General features: G+C 64.2%; 16 protein-coding genes and 1 pseudogene. 5 read left to right on the forward strand and 12 right to left on the reverse strand.

Going from position 1 to position 19,214, the window contains the following annotated elements; translation table 11 throughout:
- The first annotated feature begins 95 nt into the window (after positions 1 to 95).
- From M2395_RS23680 to M2395_RS23690, 3 genes are all read left to right on the forward strand, one after another.
- Positions 96 to 1,136: a low specificity L-threonine aldolase gene (locus tag M2395_RS23680; RefSeq protein WP_011063906.1), complete on the forward strand. Its 1,041-nt coding sequence runs from the start codon at positions 96 to 98 to the stop codon at positions 1,134 to 1,136.
- A 272-nt stretch (positions 1,137 to 1,408) separates the two neighbouring features.
- A complete protein-coding gene (locus M2395_RS23685) occupies positions 1,409 to 2,854 on the forward strand; it encodes a cytosine permease (RefSeq protein ID WP_015637303.1) in 1,446 nt (481 codons plus the stop codon).
- Complete coding sequence (locus M2395_RS23690) at positions 2,851 to 3,678, forward strand: nitrilase-related carbon-nitrogen hydrolase (RefSeq protein WP_047289640.1); 828 nt, start codon at positions 2,851 to 2,853, stop codon at positions 3,676 to 3,678. Before M2395_RS23685 ends, M2395_RS23690 begins: the two co-directional genes overlap by 4 nt.
- A gap of 78 nt (positions 3,679 to 3,756) precedes the next feature.
- On the opposite strand, the gene gbcB is transcribed toward M2395_RS23690, so the two are convergent.
- A complete protein-coding gene (gene gbcB / locus M2395_RS23695; protein ID WP_123431064.1) occupies positions 3,757 to 4,857 on the reverse strand; it encodes a glycine-betaine demethylase subunit GbcB in 1,101 nt (366 codons plus the stop codon).
- 291 nt (positions 4,858 to 5,148) lie between these two features.
- On the opposite strand from gbcB, the gene gbcA reads away from it, so the two are divergent.
- Entirely contained in the window at positions 5,149 to 6,444 is a 1,296-nt protein-coding gene (gbcA, locus tag M2395_RS23700; protein WP_011063910.1) for a glycine-betaine demethylase subunit GbcA, read from the forward strand.
- Between the two features lie 188 nt (positions 6,445 to 6,632).
- Here the strand turns inward: gbcA and M2395_RS23705 are convergent, their stop codons facing one another.
- The 8 genes and pseudogenes from M2395_RS23705 to M2395_RS23740 form a co-directional block, all read right to left on the reverse strand.
- Positions 6,633 to 6,851, reverse strand: coding sequence for a hypothetical protein (locus M2395_RS23705; RefSeq protein WP_123431065.1), 219 nt, complete (start codon positions 6,849 to 6,851; stop codon positions 6,633 to 6,635).
- Between the two features lie 7 nt (positions 6,852 to 6,858).
- Positions 6,859 to 7,161: pseudogene (locus tag M2395_RS23710) on the reverse strand (GMC family oxidoreductase N-terminal domain-containing protein); the annotation flags it as partial.
- 1,067 nt (positions 7,162 to 8,228) lie between these two features.
- Positions 8,229 to 8,999: an electron transfer flavoprotein subunit beta gene (locus M2395_RS23715; protein WP_011063912.1), complete on the reverse strand. Its 771-nt coding sequence runs from the start codon at positions 8,997 to 8,999 to the stop codon at positions 8,229 to 8,231.
- 9 nt (positions 9,000 to 9,008) lie between these two features.
- Positions 9,009 to 10,229 (reverse strand): electron transfer flavoprotein subunit alpha/FixB family protein, encoded by a 1,221-nt coding sequence (locus M2395_RS23720; protein ID WP_015637306.1) that lies wholly within the window; start codon positions 10,227 to 10,229, stop codon positions 9,009 to 9,011.
- Positions 10,229 to 12,178 (reverse strand): dimethylglycine demethylation protein DgcB, encoded by a 1,950-nt coding sequence (dgcB, locus tag M2395_RS23725; RefSeq protein WP_072443626.1) that lies wholly within the window; start codon positions 12,176 to 12,178, stop codon positions 10,229 to 10,231. Before dgcB ends, M2395_RS23720 begins: the two co-directional genes overlap by 1 nt.
- Positions 12,179 to 12,292: 114 nt before the next feature.
- Positions 12,293 to 14,353, reverse strand: coding sequence for a dimethylglycine demethylation protein DgcA (gene dgcA, locus M2395_RS23730; protein ID WP_123431066.1), 2,061 nt, complete (start codon positions 14,351 to 14,353; stop codon positions 12,293 to 12,295).
- A gap of 15 nt (positions 14,354 to 14,368) precedes the next feature.
- Positions 14,369 to 14,899 carry a 4-vinyl reductase gene (locus M2395_RS23735; RefSeq protein WP_011063916.1) on the reverse strand — a complete coding sequence of 177 codons (531 nt, stop codon included), beginning with the start codon at positions 14,897 to 14,899 and terminating at the stop codon, positions 14,369 to 14,371.
- A 163-nt stretch (positions 14,900 to 15,062) separates the two neighbouring features.
- Complete coding sequence (locus M2395_RS23740; protein WP_011063917.1) at positions 15,063 to 16,040, reverse strand: dipeptidase; 978 nt, start codon at positions 16,038 to 16,040, stop codon at positions 15,063 to 15,065.
- 235 nt (positions 16,041 to 16,275) lie between these two features.
- Between M2395_RS23740 and M2395_RS23745 the strand changes: the two genes are divergently transcribed.
- Positions 16,276 to 16,677, forward strand: a complete 402-nt coding sequence (locus tag M2395_RS23745) for a lysozyme inhibitor LprI family protein (RefSeq protein WP_015637309.1) — start codon at positions 16,276 to 16,278, stop codon at positions 16,675 to 16,677.
- Positions 16,678 to 16,785: 108 nt separating this feature from the next.
- Here M2395_RS23745 and M2395_RS23750 read toward each other — a convergent pair whose 3' ends face one another.
- The 3 genes from M2395_RS23750 to M2395_RS23760 are packed head-to-tail and all read right to left on the reverse strand — an operon-like array spanning position 16,786 to position 19,035.
- Positions 16,786 to 17,136, reverse strand: a complete 351-nt coding sequence (locus M2395_RS23750) for a hydroxyisourate hydrolase (RefSeq protein WP_041120173.1) — start codon at positions 17,134 to 17,136, stop codon at positions 16,786 to 16,788.
- Positions 17,133 to 17,642 (reverse strand): nucleoside deaminase, encoded by a 510-nt coding sequence (locus M2395_RS23755; RefSeq protein WP_123431067.1) that lies wholly within the window; start codon positions 17,640 to 17,642, stop codon positions 17,133 to 17,135. The genes M2395_RS23750 and M2395_RS23755 overlap by 4 nt, the downstream gene beginning before the upstream one ends.
- Before the next feature lie 55 nt (positions 17,643 to 17,697).
- Positions 17,698 to 19,035 carry a nucleobase:cation symporter-2 family protein gene (locus M2395_RS23760; protein WP_123431068.1) on the reverse strand — a complete coding sequence of 446 codons (1,338 nt, stop codon included), beginning with the start codon at positions 19,033 to 19,035 and terminating at the stop codon, positions 17,698 to 17,700.
- Positions 19,036 to 19,214 lie beyond the last annotated feature (179 nt).

Below are 19,214 nucleotides of genomic sequence, written 5' to 3' on the forward strand. Positions count from 1 at the left end.
CTTATGGGCCATGCATTATTCCGGCATAAACAGAGCGTGTGCTGGGCCATTATTCTTGGTTAAAGTGCGCACCATCATCGACCACGGAGCCGGCCATGACCGACAAGAGCCAACAATTCGCCAGCGACAACTACTCCGGCATCTGCCCCGAAGCCTGGGCCGCCATGGAGCAGGCCAACCACGGCCACGAGCGCGCTTACGGCGACGACCAGTGGACCGCTCGCGCCTCGGATCATTTCCGCAAACTGTTCGAAACCGATTGCGAAGTGTTCTTCGCCTTCAACGGCACCGCCGCCAACTCCCTGGCCCTGTCGTCGCTGTGCCAGAGTTACCACAGCGTGATCTGCTCGGAAACCGCCCACGTCGAAACCGACGAGTGCGGCGCCCCGGAGTTCTTCTCCAACGGCTCCAAGCTGCTGATCGCCGGCACCCAGAACGGCAAGCTGACCCCGGAATCGATCCGCGAGATCGCCCTCAAGCGCCAGGACATCCACTATCCCAAGCCGCGGGTGGTAACCCTGACCCAGGCCACCGAGGTGGGCAGTGTCTACACCCCGGAAGAAGTTCGCGCCATCAGTGCCACCTGCAAGGAACTGGGGCTGAACCTGCACATGGACGGCGCGCGCTTCTCCAACGCCTGCGCCTTCCTCGGCTGTACCCCGGCGGAGCTGACCTGGAAGGCCGGCGTGGACGTGCTGTGCTTTGGCGGCACGAAAAACGGCATGGCGGTGGGTGAAGCGATCCTGTTCTTCAACCACAAGCTGGCGGAAGACTTCGACTACCGCTGCAAGCAGGCTGGCCAGTTGGCCTCGAAAATGCGCTTTCTCTCCGCGCCCTGGGTCGGCCTCCTGGAAAACGACGCCTGGCTCAAGCACGCCCGCCACGCCAACCACTGCGCGCAGCTGCTGGCCCAACTGGTGGCCGACATTCCTGGCGTGGAACTGATGTTCCCGGTGCAGGCCAACGGCGTGTTCCTGCAACTCTCGGAACCGGCCATTGCCGCACTGACGGCCAAGGGCTGGCGCTTCTATACCTTCATCGGCAAGGGTGGCGCGCGCTTCATGTGCTCCTGGGACACCGAGGAAGACCGCGTGCGCGAACTGGCAGCCGACATCCGCACCGTCATGAGCGCCTGACCCACCCCCCGCCTGTAGGAGCTGGCTTGCCAGCGAAGAGGCCCGCAACCCAAGCGTCGCGCTCACCGACGCCTTCGCCGGCAAGCCGGCTCCTACAATGGCCAGCGCCCCCCCACCCCGTAGGAGCCGGCTTGCCAGCGAAGAGGCCCGTCAAGCACGCCCCCTTCATCAGTTCACAAATTCCTGAACTGATTATTTGCCCCCACTGATTCAACAACCGCAGCGTTTGTCCGAGACTCCGGGGTCGACCTATAAAAATAAGGCTGTACCCCATGACGACTTCTTCTTGCGTCACCGAGAACGCCCAGCCTCCCGGCCTGAAGATCGAAACCCGCTCCATCGACTACGTGCCGCGCAACGAGCGCCACGGCAAGGTCTGGCACCAGGGCCCCTTCTGGTTCACCGGCAACTTCGTGCTCACCACCATGGTCACCGGTTTCACCGGCGCAGCCCTGGGCCTTGCCCTGCAATACGCCATCCTGGCGATCGTCATCGGCGTCTGCCTGGGTACCTTCTGCATGGCCTTCCACGCCAACCAGGGTCCGCGCATGGGGCTGCCGCAGATGATCCAGTCCCGCGCCCAGTTCGGCCTGCGCGGCGCCATCGTGCCGTTCACCGCCGTGGTGTTCGTCTACATCGGCTTCAACGTGTTCAACGTGATCCTCGCCACCGATGCCATCAACACCGTGATTCCCGGCGCCCGGGCGCCCTGGTACACCCTGATGATCGCCGTGGCGGTGCTGATCGCGGTGATCGGCCATGACCTGCTGCACACCGTGCAGCGCTGGCTGACCTACGTGATGATCAGCGTGTTCGCCGTGCTCACCGTCAGTGCCCTGCTGACCCTGCAGGCCGACTCGGCCCTGGCCGACCCGCAGTTCTCCTGGTCGGCGTTCCTGATCCAGCTGTCGGCCGCCGCCGGCTACCAGATCAGCTATTCGGTGTACGTCTCCGACTACTCACGCTACCTGCCGCACCAGACGCCGTCGCGCCAGGTGATCTTCTGGACCTACCTGGGCGCCGCCGGTTCGGCCCTGTGGCTGATGTCCCTGGGGGCGTTCCTGGCCTCGGCCCTGCCCTCCCCCGATGCCATCGCCAGCGTGCGCGAAGTGGGCAACCGGGTGATCCCCGGCTTCGGCACCTTCACCGTGCTGATCGCAGTGCCGGCGCTGGTGGGCATCATGGCGGTCAACTGCTACGGCGCCATGCTCACCGGCATCAGCGCCATCGACGGCTTCAAGTCGATCAAGCCCAACCTCAAGAGCCGGGTCTGCGGAATCGTGCTGGTGGCGGTGGTGATCTTTCTCATCGCCATGAACATTCCCGAGAGCTACCTGGGCAGCTTCAACACTTTCGTGCTGCTGATGCTGTATTTCCTGGTGCCCTGGACCGCAGTCAACCTGGCGGACTTCTACCTGGTGCGCAAAGGTCGCTATGCCATCAGCGACATCTTCAATCACACCGGGATCTATGGCCGCTGGTCCAGCGCCGGGCTGCTGGCGTATTTCCTCGGCCTGCTGGCGATGGTGCCGTTCATGTCCCTGAGTTTCTTCCAGGGCCCGCTGTCCCAGGCCCTGGGCGGCGCCGACATTGCCTTCGTGGTTGGCCTTGCCGTGGCCGCGCTGGTCTACTGGGCGCTGACCCGCAACCTGGACCTGGACGCGGAGCGCCTGGCCATCCAGGCCAGCGAGCAGCAACTGGAAGGAGGCGCGCAATGATTCCTCAGGCATCCCTCAAGGTGGCCTGCCAGCAAGTGGCCCCGCGCATCGGCGACCTTAAGTACAACCGCGCCCTGGGCGCCGAGGCGATACGCCAGGCCGCCGCCCGCGGCGCCCAGGTGGTGGTGCTGCCGGAACTGGTGCAGAGCGGCTATGTGTTCAGCGACCGCAATGAAGCCCTGGCACTCTCAGAAAGCCTCGACGGGCCGACCCTGAGCCTGTGGAAAACCCTGGCCGAAGAGCTGCAGGTGGTGATCGTCGGCGGCTTCTGCGAGCGCCTGGACCAGGAGCGCGTGGCCAACAGCGCGGCGCTGGTCGAACCCGAAGGCAGGCTGACGCTGTACCGCAAGGCCCACCTGTGGGATAGGGAAAACCTGATCTTCACCCCGGGCGACGAGCCGCCGCCGGTGGTGCCGACCCGCTTCGGGCCGATCGCCATGATGATCTGCTACGACCTGGAGTTTCCCGAGTGGGTGCGCCTGCCAGCCCTGGCCGGCGCGGCCCTGTTGTGCGCCCCGGTGAACTGGCCGGATGGCCCGCGCCCGCTCGGCGAGCGGCCGGCGGAGATGGTCCGGGTGCAGGCCAATGCGGCGGTCAACCGGATGTTCATCGCCGCCTGCGACCGCTGCGGCGAGGAACGTGGAGTGAACTGGGTGGGCGGCTCGACCCTTGTCGATGCCGACGGTTATCCACTGGCGGGCAGGGATCGGGAAAGCGCCGAGCAGTTGCTGCTGGCGGAGCTGGACCTGACCCAGGCCTGGCACAAATCCATCAGTGAACATAACCATGTGCACCTGGATCGGCGCCCGGCGTTGTATCAGTAACCGAAGGATCAGGTTGCACCTGTTCGCTGGCAAGCCGGCTCCTACAGCAAACGGATGCAGGGGCCGGTTTGCCGGCGATCAGAACTCCACGCGCACGTCGCCCTTGGGCACGCTGCAGCAGGACAGGATGTAGCCTTCGGCTTCGTCTTCCTCGGTGATCCCGCCGTTGTGCTCCATCTCCACCTCGCCCCCCAGCTTGAGCACCTTGCAGGTGCCGCAGATGCCCATGCCGCAGGCCTTGGGAATCATCAGGCCAAGCTTGGCCGCCGCCGCGTGCACGGTTTCCCCGGGGCCCACGCGGATGCTCTTGCCCGAAGCGGTGAACTCCACCTGATGCAGATCCGCCAGGTCCGGCTCCGGCGCCTCGGCCGCCTGTTCGGCGTGTTCCACCGCATCGGCCCGGGCTTCGGCCGGGGTCGCGCCGAAGGATTCCTCGTGGTAGCGGGCCATGTCGAAACCGGCGGCTTCCAGCAGCCGCTTGACCGCGCTCATATAGGGCGTGGGGCCGCAGCAGAACACTTCCCGCTCCAGGAAATCCGGGGCCATCAACTCCAGCATCTTGTGGTTCAGGTAGCCGCGATAACCGGCCCAGGGCTCGCCCAGGCCGTGCTTTTCGCAGATCAGGTGCAGGCTGAAGTTGTCGATCCGCGAGGCCATGTGCTCCAGCTCGCGGTGGTAAATGATGTCCTTGGGGGAACGGGCGCTGTGGATGAACACCATGTCGACGTTGGCGTTGGTGTCGTAGAACCAGCGCGCCATGGACATCACCGGGGTAATGCCGACGCCGCCGCTGAGGTAGAGGATCTTCGGCGCCGGAAAGTCGATGGCGTTGAACAGCCCCACCGGCCCGTGCACCGCCAGTTCCTGGCCTTCGTGCAGGGTGTCGTGCAGCCAGTTGGAGACCTTGCCGCCGGGCACGCGCTTGATGGTCACCGAGAAGCTGTAGGGCACCGAGGGCGAGCTGGAGATGGTGTAGGAACGCATCACCGGCTGGCCCTCGATCTCCAGCTCCAGGGTGACGAACTGCCCCGGTTTGAAGAAGAACATGATCGGCTGGTCGGCCATGAAGCAGAAGGTCCGCACGTCCCAGGTTTCCTGGATGACTTTGACGCAACGGACGATGTGACGGCCATTGGCCCAGGTCTGGGTGGTTACCGGGTTAAGGAAGGTGTTGGACATGCTGTTCTCCACGGCCGACGGTCGGCGTCTTGTCAGCGATTCTGCGTAAGGCTTCTCGCGCCCATTTACCTATCTGCGACATTCACATGCTTATCGCGACCAGCCCCCAGCTGCCGGGGCTGGCGCGTCGGGAACAGATTGGGCCATGTCGCCCATGGATAAGGTTCTTGGCGCCTGCGGACCCACACTCGCCTCAACGACAACAGCCGTTTTTTTCGTGACTTGCGTAGCACCCACCGTAGCCACTAATTAATTCGCCGGCCGCACTGAACGGCCATGAGGACTTGAACGATGGACGTCACCGCAACCCTGAGCTTGGGCGATCCGCTGGAACCTGCACGCAAGGCCACTGCACAGATGCTGCAGGAACGTGAGCGGACCTTTTCCCTGCCGCAGCCGTTCTACTGCGATGAAAGGCTGTTCGATATCGACATGCAGGAGATCTTCCAGAAGGAATGGCTGATCGCCGGCATGACCTGCGAAATCCCTACCAAGGGCAACTACATCACCCTGCAGATCGGCAAGAACCCGATCATCGTCATCCGCGGCGCCGACGGCGTGGTCCACGCCTTCCACAACGTCTGCCGCCACCGCGGCTCACGGCTGTGCACCAGCGACAAGGGCAAGGTCGCCAAGCTGGTCTGCCACTACCACCAGTGGACCTACGAACTGGACGGCCGCCTGCTGTTCGCCGGCACCGAGATGGGCGCCGACTTCGACATGAAGCAATACGGCCTGAAACCGGTGAACGTGAAGACCGCCGGCGGCTACATCTTCATCTCCCTGGCCGAGAACCCGCCGGCCATCGACGACTTCCTCGCGACCCTGGCCCATTACATGGAGCCCTACGACATGGAGAACACCAAGGTGGCGGTGCAGACCACCTTGCATGAAAAGGCCAACTGGAAGCTGGTGCTGGAGAACAACCGCGAGTGCTACCACTGCGGCGGCTCGCACCCCGAATTGCTGAAAACCCTGCTGGAATGGGACGACGTCACCGACCCGCGGGCCGACCAGGCGTTCAAGGACCACGTGGCCGCCTCCGCTGCCGCCTGGGAAGCCGAGAAGATCCCTTACGCCCACGCCAGCTTCGGCCTGCGCAACCGCATCGTGCGCATGCCGCTGCTCAAGGGCACCGTGTCCATGACCCTGGACGGCAAGCAGGGCTGCGCCAAACTCATGGGCCGGATCAAGAACCCGGACCTGGGCTCGATGCGCATCCTGCACCTGCCCCACTCGTGGAACCACTGCATGGGCGACCACATCATCGTGTTCACCGTGTGGCCCATCAGCGCCCAGGAAACCATCGTCACCACCAAGTGGATCGTGCACAAGGACGCCGTGGAAGGCGTGGACTACGACGTCGAACGCATGCGCCAGGTGTGGGACGCCACCAACGCCCAGGACCGGCGCCTGGCGGAAGAGAACCAGCGCGGCATCAACTCCACCGCCTACCAGCCCGGCCCGTACTCCAAGACCTACGAGTTCGGCGTGGTCAACTTCGTCGACTGGTACAGCGAGCGCATGCTGAGCAACCTGGGGGCGGAACCGGCGCCTTACCTCAAGGGTGTTCCGGTCACCGGCTGACACTGCAAGCACCGCAGCGGCTACAAGGCTTGTGTAGCCGCTGCCGCAGGCTGCGAACGGCTTGGGCGGCATTCCGACGCAGCAGGCGCAGCGATCTTGAGAGCGCCTGAGGTCCGCCGGAAAACCGTCAAGCAAGGTCCCGCGGATCTTGTCGCTGCCTCGCGGGCTCGGCAGCGGCTACAGGGCCTTCAGGGCCGCGACCAGCTGACCGCGCCGGTCTCGCCGATGAAGGTCTCGCTGATCTGCGGGCCGTCCAGCCTCACCTTCACATAGCCATTGCGCACCCCTAGCGGGTAGTTCGGATCGTCTGCCGAAAGGGTTTCCGACCATTGCACCTGGGTGTTGCCCTTCAGTTCGCTGGTAACGCCATAGGGAATCGCCCCATGGCCGATGCAGCGCCCGTACATGCCGTCCCTGGGCGCTGTCCAGGTACTGGAAGCGCACGATCCAGCCGTCGCCGTCACGCTCCAGATGGCGCACCTGGGCCTGGCAGAAAATCTGCGCACCGTGATTGCAGGCGTCCGGCAGGTAGTTCATCAGGGTGGTGTTCTTGGCCTTGTTGTTACAGCCCCAGACGCAGTCGCCACAGTGGTTGCACGGCAGTTGCTCGACCCCGACGTGGTTGAGGTTGTTGGGCAACTTGGCGAAGGTCACGTTGATCGGCGGCTTGTAGAAACGCGCCTCCTGCTTGAGAAAGTCCGCGGACTTCTGGTTGGCCTGGAGCCTGGCCAGGGAAACACAAACTGTGGAAAAAGTGCCAACCGGCGGCAGCCCGGGAGTGCAGCTATAGGCGGGCGCGCTGGTTGGTGGCGCGGCGGCGGGTGCGTCGAGGGAGAAAGGCGCGGATCGCAGAAGCCTGTGATAAACGACAGTCCATTGCCTGAGCTCCCGGGAACCGGATGTGGATAAGTAACTGCCAAGTCCTTGTGGCATCAGTGAAGACAGGCCACTTGCCAGTGTCAAGGCAGCCATTAGAACTGTATGAAATTTGATCTATTGCCGCACAAGCCATGGATTACAAGGGGTGCAGCCTTCGACGAACACCTTATCCACACCTTGGCCCACAGCAACTGTGGGCAAGTTCCTCTGGCATGGGGATATTTCGCCGGGCAATGGCAATAAAATCCGTGACTTATGAAGAAAGTGCTGTTTCACAAGGTATTGATCATTTTTTGAACACAGCCATCAAAGCCACGTATTCAGAGGGCTACAGAGGAAGGCGAACACCTTATCCACAGAACGGCCAACAGACTTTGGGGGCAACTCGGGTGCACTAGTCGGGCACTGTGGAAAACCGCCAAAAGCCGCGCATTATCAGGGGCACGCCAGGATATTCTGCGGAAAAACAAGCATTTGGTCGTTTTTTGAACAAAATCTTGAAAGCCCCGTTCTGCAAGGGATACAGCGCTAAGCGAACATCTTATCCACAGAAGCGCCAACAGACTTTGGGGGCAACTGCTGTGCAAAAGTCTGCCCGAGGGTTTTCCCATCATGGAAAAAACGCCATAAAAAACCCCGACTTAGCCTGATCAAAAATCGTACAGGCGGCGCCAGGGCCTGCTGAACAAGGGCTGGAGCGAGGCGCGAACACCTTATCCACAGGTCCGCACACAGGGATTGTGAGTAACCCTACCCCCCTGTCGCGAAAGACGGCCGGAAATTGTGCAAAACCGCGCTGGCCTCTTCGCCGGCAAGCCGGCTCCTACAGGGCATGGGTGCATTTCCCCCGTAGGAGCTGGCTTGCCAGCGAACAGCGGTGCCAGGGGTTGTGCATAACCCTGAGGTCAGCGCACTACGCCTTCTTCGATGAGCAATTTGAGAATGGCTTCGGCACCCGCCTCAGGACTGACGCCCTTGAGTACCTGGCCGGTGCCGCCGCTGGCCTTGGCGGTAGCGGCTTTCATGCGGTCGGCGCCGCTCTTGGCCTTGATCACTTTCAGGCGCTTGGGCCGCGGCTTGGCCGGTTGCAGGCTGGAGCCTGTGAACAACTCGTCCTCCACCACCAGCACCTGGTCGGTTTCGAGCACGCCCCGGCGCGCCGGGCCGTAGGCGCTCTGGCGCGGCTTGGGTGCGGCGTTATCCACAGTGGCGAGGAATGGCAGGCGCACCTTGAGCCGGCGTCGCTGGCCGCGGGGCAAGGCTTGCAGGACATGGGCCACGCCATCGCCCAGGGACTCGACCTGGGCCAGCCCCACCACCAGCGGCCAGCCGAGGTTTTCCGCCAGCAGGAATGGCAGCATCCCCGAGCCCTCGCCGGTTTCCGCCTGGCTGCCGGTGAGCACCACCTGGGCGCCGGCATGACGCAGGTACTGGGTCAGTGCCGGCAGGGCATCGGCGCCCGCCGGCTGCTCCAGCACATGCAGCTGTTCCAGGCCCATGCCCAGGTAGGCGCGCAGGGCCGGTTCGGCTACATCGCCGGCATGCAGCACCTGCAACTGCGCACCGGCCAGTTGCAGGCCCAGTTCCACTGCCCGGGCATCCTGTTCGGCACGCCGCGGGCGGCCGGAGGTGGGGTGGGCGCCAATCGAAATCAGGCTGATTACATTGCTGTGCATAACATCCCCTTAAGCCGCATCGCGCTTGGCGTCGTTGCGGTAGGCCGCTACCGCCGCGATCAAGGCCTTGAGAATCTCCGCGCTGTCGCCAATCACCGACAGGTCGGCACGCTTGATCATGTCGCAACCCGGGTCGAGGTTGATCGCCACCACCTTATCGCAGGCACCAATGCCTTGCAGGTGCTGGATCGCTCCGGAAATCCCCACCGCCACATAGACCCGCGCGGTGACCCAGATACCACTGGCCCCCACTTGCCGGTCGCGGGCCATGAAGCCGTCGTCCACCGCCACCCGCGAAGCGCCTTCGGTGGCCCCCAGGGCGGCGGCGGTCTGGTGAAACAGCGGCCAGTCCTTGACCCCGTTGCCCCCGGAAAAGATGAATTCGGCCTCGGCCATGGGAATCGCCGCCGGGTCCACCGCCACTGCGCCCAGGTCTTCGATCCGCGCCAGGCTGCGGGCCACGCTTGTGGATAACTCCACCGGCAAGGCTTCGTGGCGGGTTTCGCTGACCGGCTCCGCGCATTCGGCGGCGGCCAGGATCAAGCGCGCGACCGGCCGCGCCAGGTCCTGCAGGCCGGCGCCGGCACGGCCGATGCACTGCCCGTCCTTGACCTGCCAGACCCGGGTCGCCGGGCGTTCGCCCAGGGCCGCGGCAAAGCGCCGGCCCAGTTCGCCGCCGCCGGTGCGGCTGTCGGGCAGCAGCCAGTGACGCGGGCTGAACTGGTTATCCACAGCCCGCAGGCCCTGCACCCGTTGCTCCGGTGCATAACCTTCGAACTCGCTGCCTTGCAGCACCAGCAGGCGGTCGACACCCGCTGTGGCGAAGGCCGATTCCTTGTGCTCGCCGAACACCACCGCCAGCACCGCGCCGTCCTGGCCCGCCAGCTGATGGGCCAGGCCCAGAAGGTCGCGGTCGTGGCTGCTCAGGCGGCCACCGACCATGTCCGGCACCACGCTGATGTAGAACGCCGGCTGCGCCACTTGATGCAGCGGCAACTGCACCTCGGCCGCTGCCGTGCGCTTGGCGCTGCCGCCCTGCTGGGCGCCACTGCGGTCGATGCGCTTGAGGCCGTTGGGGCCGATGAAACCGATGCCGTGGGGGTTCTTGCGGATCAGGCCATTGGGCCCCATCCAGCTGTGTTGCGCCGGCTGCATGGCCGCGTGCAGCGGGTGCAGGCGGTTGCGGGCGATCCACTCGGCCCGGGGATCGCGGCGGATAATGTCGCTCATCAGTGCACCTCCGCAGGTTCAGGTTTCACCGACGCCGGCGCTTTGCTCGGGGCGGCGTCTTCGAGCAAGGCATCGGCTACCAGTTCGGCGATGTCCTTGATCATCGGCCGCGGCTCCACCACCCCTTCGAGCATCGCCGTGCACTGTGGACAACCCACGGCCACCAGCTCGGCGCCGGTTTCGCGGATGTCCTGCATGCGCATGTCGGGAATCCGTTGCTTGCCCGGAATGTCGGTGATCGGCGCGCCGCCGCCACCGCCGCAGCAACGGGAACGGAAGCCCGAGCGCTGCATTTCCTTGATCTCGATGCCCAGGGCACGCAGTACGTCCCGAGGGGCTTCGTACTCACCGTTGTAACGACCCAGGTAGCAAGGATCGTGATAGGTCACGCTGCTGCCCTTGTGCTGGCCCAGGTTCAGCGCACCGGCGCCGATCAGCTCGGCCAGGTAGGTGCTGTGGTGCTGCACCAGGTAGTTGCCATCGAAGGCGCCATACTCGTTCTTCAGCACATGGAAACTGTGGGGATCGCAGGTGACGATGCGCTTGAAGCGGTACTTGGCCAGGGTCTGGATGTTGCGCTTGGCCAGCAGCTGGAAAGTCGCTTCGTCGCCCAGGCGCCGGGCCACGTCACCGCTGTCGCGCTCTTCCAGGCCGAGCACGGCGAAGTCCACCTTGGCCGCCTTGAGCACTTTGACAAAGGCCCGCAGGGTGCGCTGGTTGCGCATGTCGAAGGCGCCGTCGCCGACCCAGAACAGCACGTCGGTGCTTTGTTTGTCGCTGAGCAGGGACAGGTTCAGGTCCGCCGCCCAGTTCATCCGCCCGCCGGGGTTGAAGCCGCCGGGGTTGTCGGTGGCAATGAGGTTTTCCAGGACCTCGGCGCCCTTGTTCGGCGTGGCGCCCTTCTCCAGGGTCAGATGGCGACGCATGTCGACGATGGCATCGACGTGTTCGATCATCATCGGGCATTCCTCGACACAGGCCCGGCAGGTGGTGCAGGACCACAGGGTCTCGGCGTCCACCAGGCCGTTGACGATGGGCTGGTGCGGGTTGCCGCCGTGTTCGCCGATGGCCTTGCCAGGGTACGGGCTGCCAGCGAACTGCGCGTCGGTACCGCCGGCCAGGCCGACCACCATGTCCTGGATCAGTTTCTTCGGGTTCAGCGGCTGGCCGGCGGCGAAGGCCGGGCACGCCGCCTCGCACTTGCCGCACTGCACGCAGGCGTCGAAGCCCAGTAACTGGTTCCAGGTGAAGTCCTTGGGCTTTTCCACCCCCAAAGGCGCGTTCGGGTCTTCCAGGTCCAACGGTTTGAGGCCGGTGGAGCGTCCGCCACCAAAGCGCTCGGCGCGCCGGTGCCAGGCCAGGTGCAGGGCGCCAGCGAAGGCGTGCTTCATCGGCCCGCCCCAGGTCATGCCGAAGAACAGCTCGGACACGCCCCAGAGCACACCCAGCGCAAGCAGCGCCGCCAGCAGCCAGCCACCGAAGTTTTCCGGAAGGATCCCGGCCACCGGCAGGGTCGCCACGAAGAAGCTCACGGAGAATGCCAGCAGGCTTTTGGGCAGGCGCATCCACGGCCCTTTGGACAGCCGCGCCGGCGGGTTGCGCCGGCGCTTGGCGACGAACAGCGCGCCGACGAACATCAGCGTGGTGGCCAGCAGCAAGGCATAACCCAGGATGCGGTTGTGCAGGCCGAAACCGTGCACCAGGATCGCCAGCACGGCGGCCAGGACAAAGCCCCCCGCCGTGGCCACGTGGGTGTTGGCCATGTATTTGTCCCGGGCCACCACGTGGTGCAGATCCACCATGTAGCGCTTGGGCATGGCCAGCAGGCCGCCAATCAGATCGACCTTGGAGGCTCGCCCCCGGCGCCACATGGCCACGCGTCGCAGCGCGCCAAGGACCGCAAGGCCGATGGCGGCGAACAACAGAATGGGAAGAAGGGTGTTCAACATGGTGGAGCTCCCAAAGACCTGGGGCCTTGTAGGAGCTGGCTTGCCAGCGATCAGGCAGCACGCGGTATCTCGCCAGTGCCGATCGCCGGCAAGCCGGCTCCTACAGGAAGTGGCTTAGAAATCCTTGCACAGGCGCAGTGCGTCGTAGATCGCGGCATGGGTGTTGCGCTGGGACACGCAGTCGCCGATGCGGAACAACAGGTAGCCCTCCCCCGTCTCGCTCAGGCACGGCTGCGGCTTGATCGCGAACAGCGCCTCGACGTCCATCTGGCCCTTGTTGCGCGAACCTTCCTTGAGCCCGTAGTAGAGCTCTTCGTCAGGACGCACGCCGTTTTCCACCACCACCTGGTCCACCACCCGTTCTTCCCGGGCGCCGGTGTATTCGTTCTCCAGCACCGCCACCAGCTTGTCGCCCTCGCGGTAGACCTTCTCCAGGGTCAGGTCCCCGGTCATGATCACTTCCTTGGGGTACAGGCTGCGGTAGTAGGTAGGGAACGAGGTGCCGCCCACGGCGATGCCCGGCTTGATGTCGTCGGTGACGATTTCCACTTGCGAACCCTTGTCGGCGATGAAGTCGGTGACCGACATGCCGGTGAACTCACAGATGGTGTCGTACACCAGCACGTTCTTGCCCGGTGCCACCTTGCCGTCGAGGATGTCCCAGCTGCTGACCACCAACCCTTCGTCGGCGCCCCAGTGCTCGTTCTGCTCGATGAACGGATGGCCGCCCACGGCCAGCACCACCACGTCGGGGCGCAGGTCGAGAATGGTCGCGGTGTCCGCCGCGGTGCCCAGGCGCAGGTCGACTTTCAGGCGCGCCAGTTCCAGCTGATACCAACGGGTAATGCCGGCGATCTGGTCCCGTTGCGGCGCCTTGGAGGCCGTGGTGATCTGCCCGCCAATGGCTTCCTTCTTCTCGAACAGGGTCACGTCATGGCCACGTTCGGCGGCGACGCGAGCGGCTTCCATACCGGCAGGACCGGCACCGACCACCACCACCTTGCGCTTGATGCCGGTGGTTTTCTCAATGATGTGCGGCACGCCCATGTATTCACGGGACGTGGCGGCGTTCTGGATGCACAGCACGTCCAGGCCCTGGTACTGGCGGTCGATGCAGTAGTTGGCGCCGACGCACTGTTTGATCTGGTCGATCTGGCCCATCTTGATCTTGGCGATCAGGTGCGGGTCGGCCATGTGCGCGCGGGTCATGCCCACCATGTCGACGTAACCGCCTTCGAGAATCCGCGTGGCCTGGTTCGGGTCCTTGATGTTCTGTGCGTGCAGCACCGGCACCTTGACCACTTCCTTGATGCCCGCCGCCAGGTGCAGGAACGGCTCCGGCGGGAAGCTCATGTTGGGGATCACGTTGGCCAGGGTGTTGTGGGTGTCGCAGCCCGAACCCACCACGCCGATGAAGTCCAGCATGCCGGTGTCGTCGTAATACTTGGCGATCTGCTTCATGTCCTCATGGGACAGGCCGTCCGGGTGGAACTCGTCGCCGCACAGGCGCATGCCCACGCAGAAATCGTCGCCCACTTCAGCGCGTACCGCCTTGAGCACTTCCAGGCCGAAACGCATGCGTTTCTCGAAGGTGCCGCCCCATTCGTCGGTGCGTTTGTTGACCCGTGGGCTCCAGAACTGGTCGATCATGTGCTGGTGCACCGCCGACAGCTCGACACCGTCCAGGCCACCGGCCTTGGCCCGGCGCGCGGCCTGGGCGTAGTTGCCGATCACCCGCCAGATCTCCTCCGGCTCGATGGTCTTGCAGGTGGCGCGGTGCACTGGCTCGCGCACCCCGGACGGCGACATCAGGGTCGGCCAGTTGAAACCGTCCCAGCGCGAGCGCCGGCCCATGTGGGTAATCTGGATCATGATCTTGGCGCCATGCTTGTGCATGGCGTCGGCCAGGTTCTGGAAATGCGGGATGATGCGGTCGGTGGACAGGTTCACCGAGCTCCACCACTCCTGGGGGCTGTCGATGGCCACCACCGAGGAACCACCACAGATCGCCAGGCCGATGCCGCCCTTGGCCTTTTCTTCGTAGTACTTCACATACCGTTCAGTCGTCATGCCGCCGTCAGTCGCATAGACCTCGGCGTGCGCGGTGCTCAGCACACGGTTGCGGATGGTCAGTTTGCCGATCTGGATCGGCTGGAACATCGCTTCGAAAGCCATTTTTCTTAACTCCGCTTACAACGGTTTGACGACGAACAGGCCATCGTCGTGGCCTTCTTCGGAACCACCGTAAACCTGCTCTGCCACGGTGCGGATCTTGCTGCCACGGGCCGCCAGGATCTGGTCCATGGCACCGGCGAACCAGCCGGTGAACATGTAGTCCACCTTGCGCCCGACCTTGCCGTACACGTAGACGAAGGCCGAGTGTTCGAGCTTGACGCTGGCGGTGCCTTTATCCAGGTCGATGTCCTGGATCTTGAACAGGCCCCAGCCGCGCTGGGACAGGCGCTTCATGTAGTGCTCAAACACCGCCACGCCTTCCAGGCCGTGGCATTCGGCTTCTTTTTCACACCAGTGCCAGGCGGACTTGTAGCCGGCCTTGTAGAGGATCTCGGCGTAGGCATCGGCGCCCAACACCTCCTCGATGCCCATGTGGTTGTTGACGAAGAAATGCCGTGGCACGTAGAGCATCGGCAGGGCGTCGGAGGTCCAGACACCGGTTTCGCTGTCGACTTCGATAGGCAATTGCGGGGCGATCTTGGCCATGTTTCAAAACTCCGGAATTCTGTGGATAAGTACGTCTGTAGCCGCTGCCGCAGGCTGCGAAAAGGCTCGAAGAGCCTTCCGAGGGCCGCAAGAGCGCGTCTCCTTCGGAGCCGATCGCAGCCTGCGGCAGCGGCTACAGGAATGTGCTGTGGGGGGGGTGGCCTTATTCGCCCCAGACGTCCTTCAGGACGCTGACCCAGTTCTCGCCCATGATCTTGCGCACCACGCGCTCGCTGTGGCCGCGCTTGAGTAGGGTCTCGGTGAGGTTGGGGAACTCGCCCACGGTGCGAATGCCCAGGGGGTTGATGATCTTGCCGAAGTTGGTCAGGCGCCGGGCGTAGCCCTTGTCGTGGGTCAGGTATTCGAAGAAGTCCTGGCCATGGCCCTGGGTGAAGTCGGTGCCGATGCCAATCGAATCTTCACCGACGATGTTCATGGTGTATTCGATGGCTTCGGCGTAGTCGTCGATGGTGGAGTCGATGCCCTTGGCCAGGAACGGCGCGAACATGGTCACGCCGACGAAACCGCCGTGGTCGGCGATGAATTTCAGTTCGGCATCGGACTTGTTGCGCGGGTGCTCCTTGAGGCCCGACGGCAGGCAGTGGGAGTAGCAGACCGGCTTCTTGGATTCGAGGATCACTTCCTCGCTGGTCTTGGAACCAACGTGGGACAGGTCGCACATGACCCCGACGCGGTTCATCTCAGCGACGATCTCGCGGCCGAACCCGGAGAGCCCGCCATCACGCTCGTAGCAGCCGGTGCCCACCAGGTTCTGGGTGTTGTAGCACATCTGCACGATGCCCACGCCCAACTGCTTGAACACCTCGACGTAGCCGATCTGGTCTTCGAAGGCATGGGCATTCTGGAAGCCGAAGAGGATGCCGGTCTTGCCCAGCTCCTTGGCCTTGCGAATGTCCGCGGTGGTGCGCACGGGCATCACCAGGTCGCTGTTTTCGCGGATCAGTTTCTGGCTGGAGGCAATGTTGTTGACCGTGGCCTGGAAACCTTCCCAAACCGACACGGTGCAGTTGGCTGCGGTCAGGCCGCCCTTGCGCATGTCCTCGAACAGCTCGCGGTTCCACTTGGCAATGATCAGCCCGTCGATAACGATGCTGTCGGCGTGTAGTTCGGCTGGGCTCATCAGGCTGTCCCCTTATTGGCGATTCATGCGCCGAATCGTCTGCCGGCGCTTTGGGGTCAGCATATGCTTGAGGGCCGGGGCGCCTGGGTGCAAAAACGACAGGGGAATTGCCGAAAGCGTCAAGCGCCGACAAAGGGCCGGACGGAGGGCATGGGTGGCCTCTGTTCTTTGCCCGGGGCTTGCGCCAGAATTCGCCGCTTCAACGAAAGCGTCACTGGATGAGGGCAGCGCTGCAATGAAACCGATCTTCCTGGCCTTGTTACTGATAACGACAGGCGTACAGGCGGCCGAAGAGGCCGACAACACGCCCTGCGACGGCGTGGAAAACAACGTGCAGACCCTGGAATGCGCGACCTACAACAGGACCACCGCCGAACAGTTGCTGGGCGACAACGTGCAGAGCCTGCTGGAACGCCTGGGCACCCTCTATGGCAGCGACAAAGGGCAACTGGCCGACATCAGCGCCAAGGTCAAAAATGCCCAGCAACTGTGGCAGAAGCAGCGCGACGCCGACTGCGCGATGGAGTCCTTTCCGGCCAAGCCCGGCACCAAGGCCTACACCATCGCCACTAATGACTGCCTGGCGCGCATGAGCGACGAACGCTCGGAGTTCATCGAATCCATCGCCCAGGAATGACCCGCCACCGCTAGGAGCGGGCCGGCCCGCGAAAAGCGCTCTGCCGAACCGGTTGTGGTGGCTGCGAGCGTTTCGCGATCAAGCTCGCTCCTACAGGTCAGCGCCGGGTCAGGCGCCACCGCGAAAGCAGGACACGCCCCAGGCGGTGAGCTTGAACGGCAGGTGGTAGTGCTGGCGCGGATCATCCAGGCCGAAGCGGTACACCAGCACCTCGAGGAAGGGCACCGGCGGCAGCGCCTGGCCTTGCTCGCGATAGAACGCCGCCACGTCCAGCTCCACTTCGTAGACGCCCTGGCCGAAGCTCGCCGACCGCTCGGCAAGCTCGCTCAGCAAGCCGTTGCCGGCAATTCGCCCTGCGCAGAGCAGCTCGCCGCCCAGGCGGCGCACCCGCACCGCCATGCCTTCGGCCACCTTGCCGCTGGCGACGTCCACCACATGGATGGATAGGCCGCCGTTCATTTCCAGAAGCCCTTGTGCGCCAGCGCGGCCTCGCTCTCAAGCATCGGCCCGAACACCGGGATCTGCCGCTGCCCACGGGCGAACACTTCGCGGCACGGCAGGGAAAAGGTCGGGTTTTCCGGGTGGGCGCCGGTCAACTCCAGCAGCTCATGTTCGGACAAGGCGTAGACCACCCGACCAATGCCGGTCCAGTAGATGGCCCCGGCGCACATGCAGCAGGGCTCGGCGCTGGTGTACAGGGTGCACTCGGCCAGGGCCTGGGGGCTGAGGCGCTTGGCCGCCAGCGCCGCTGCCGCCAGTTCGGCGTGCTGGGTCGGGTCGCCTTCGGGGGGCATCGAGTTGTTGCCGGCGCTGGCGATGACCTTGCCGTCGCGATCGGCCACCAGGGCCGCGAACGGATGACGGCCACGGGCCTTGGCCTCTTCGGCGAGCTGGATGCTCTGGCGCAGCAAGTGCAGGTCCAGTTCGGTGACACCGGCAGGGATGGAAGAAAGAATCTGGGTCATCTTGACCTCCTTTTCATGGGCAGGAGCCGCCACAGCAATGGCGGCGAGAAAAACGTCAGTCATTGAGCTCGACATGGGCTGCCAGCACCTGGGCGGTGGCCTCACGGGGATTGAGCAGCAGGTTGAGAACGATGGCGGTGATGGCGCCAAGGAAGATGCCGCTTTCCAGCACCAGCCTGAGGGGACCGTGCAGATGGGCGAACAGCGCCGGGAAGGACATCGGCAGCACCCCGACGCTGACCGACACCGCCACCACGATGGCGTTGCGCGTACCTTCGAACGGCACCCGCGACAGTTCCTGGATGCCGGCCACTGTAGTCATGCCGAACATCACGATGGCGCAACCGCCAAGCACCGGGGTCGGCACCGCGGCCACCAGGGCACCCAGCTTGGGAAACAGCCCCATGAGCACCATGATTGCCCCGGCCGCAGCCACCACGAAGCGGCTCTTGACCCTGGACAGCGCGATCAGCCCGGTGTTCTGGGTAAAGGCGTTGTAGGGAAAGCTGTTGAACAGCCCGCCGAGCAGGGTCGACAGGCCATCGGCGCGGAACGCATCGCCCAGGGTGCGCTGGGTGGTCGGCTTGCCGGTGAGCTTGCCGATGGCCAGGCAGTTGCCAGTGGTCTCGGCCATGATCACCAGCATCGCCAGGGTCATGATCAGGATCGGCACCAGGGAAAACTGTGGAGCCCCAAACGCCATGGGCCGGCTCAGTTCGAACCAGGCCGCCTGGCTCACCTGGGCAAAGTCGGTCATGCCGAACGCCGCGGCGATCAGGCTGCCCACCAGCAAGCCGATGAGCACGCTGAGGTTGCCGATAAAGCCCGAGAACTTGCCGTAGATCACCAGCGTCACCGCTACCGTGGCCAGCCCCAGCAGCAGGTTGGCCGGCGCGCCGAAATCGTCCGCCGCGGGGTTGCCGCCGCCGAGCCAGATCGCCGCTGCCGGCATCAGGGAAATGCCGATGATGGTGATCAGGCTGCCGATCACTACGGGCGGGAAAAACCGCAGCAAACGGCTGAACAGCGGCGCCAGGGCAATGGTGATGACGCCTGCGGCGATCACCGCGCCGAACACCTCGGTCAGGCCGAACTGCTTGCCGATCATGATCATCGGTGCCAGGGCGATGAACGAACAGCCCTGGATCAACGGCAGCCGCGCGCCAAAACGCCAGAACCCCAGGGTCTGGACCAGGGTGGCGATGCCCGAGGTCAGCAGGTTGGCGTTGATCAATAGCACCACCTGCGCCGGGGTCAGGCCCAGGGCATTGCCTAGAATCAACGGCACCGCCACCGCACCGGCATACATCACCAGCACATGCTGCAGGCCGAAGGTGAACAGCTGGCGGACGGGCAGGACCTCGTCCACGGGATGCACGCGGGAAATTGTCATGTCGCAGGTCTCCTGAAGGTGCAGCTTTTGCTTTTGTTTTGGCAGGCATCCGGGGCAAGCGCCGCCGGCAGGAAGTACGGACGTCGGGGCCATGATCTGTGCTTGAATACGATGAAACAAATGAGCAGCCATCGTTTTTAACGATGGATCAGACAGCCCTCTTCCAGGGCCGGGAGCCG

This window comes from Pseudomonas sp. BIGb0176 (assembly GCF_024810175.1).
GTDB classification, from domain to species: Bacteria; Pseudomonadota; Gammaproteobacteria; order Pseudomonadales; family Pseudomonadaceae; genus Aquipseudomonas; species Aquipseudomonas protegens.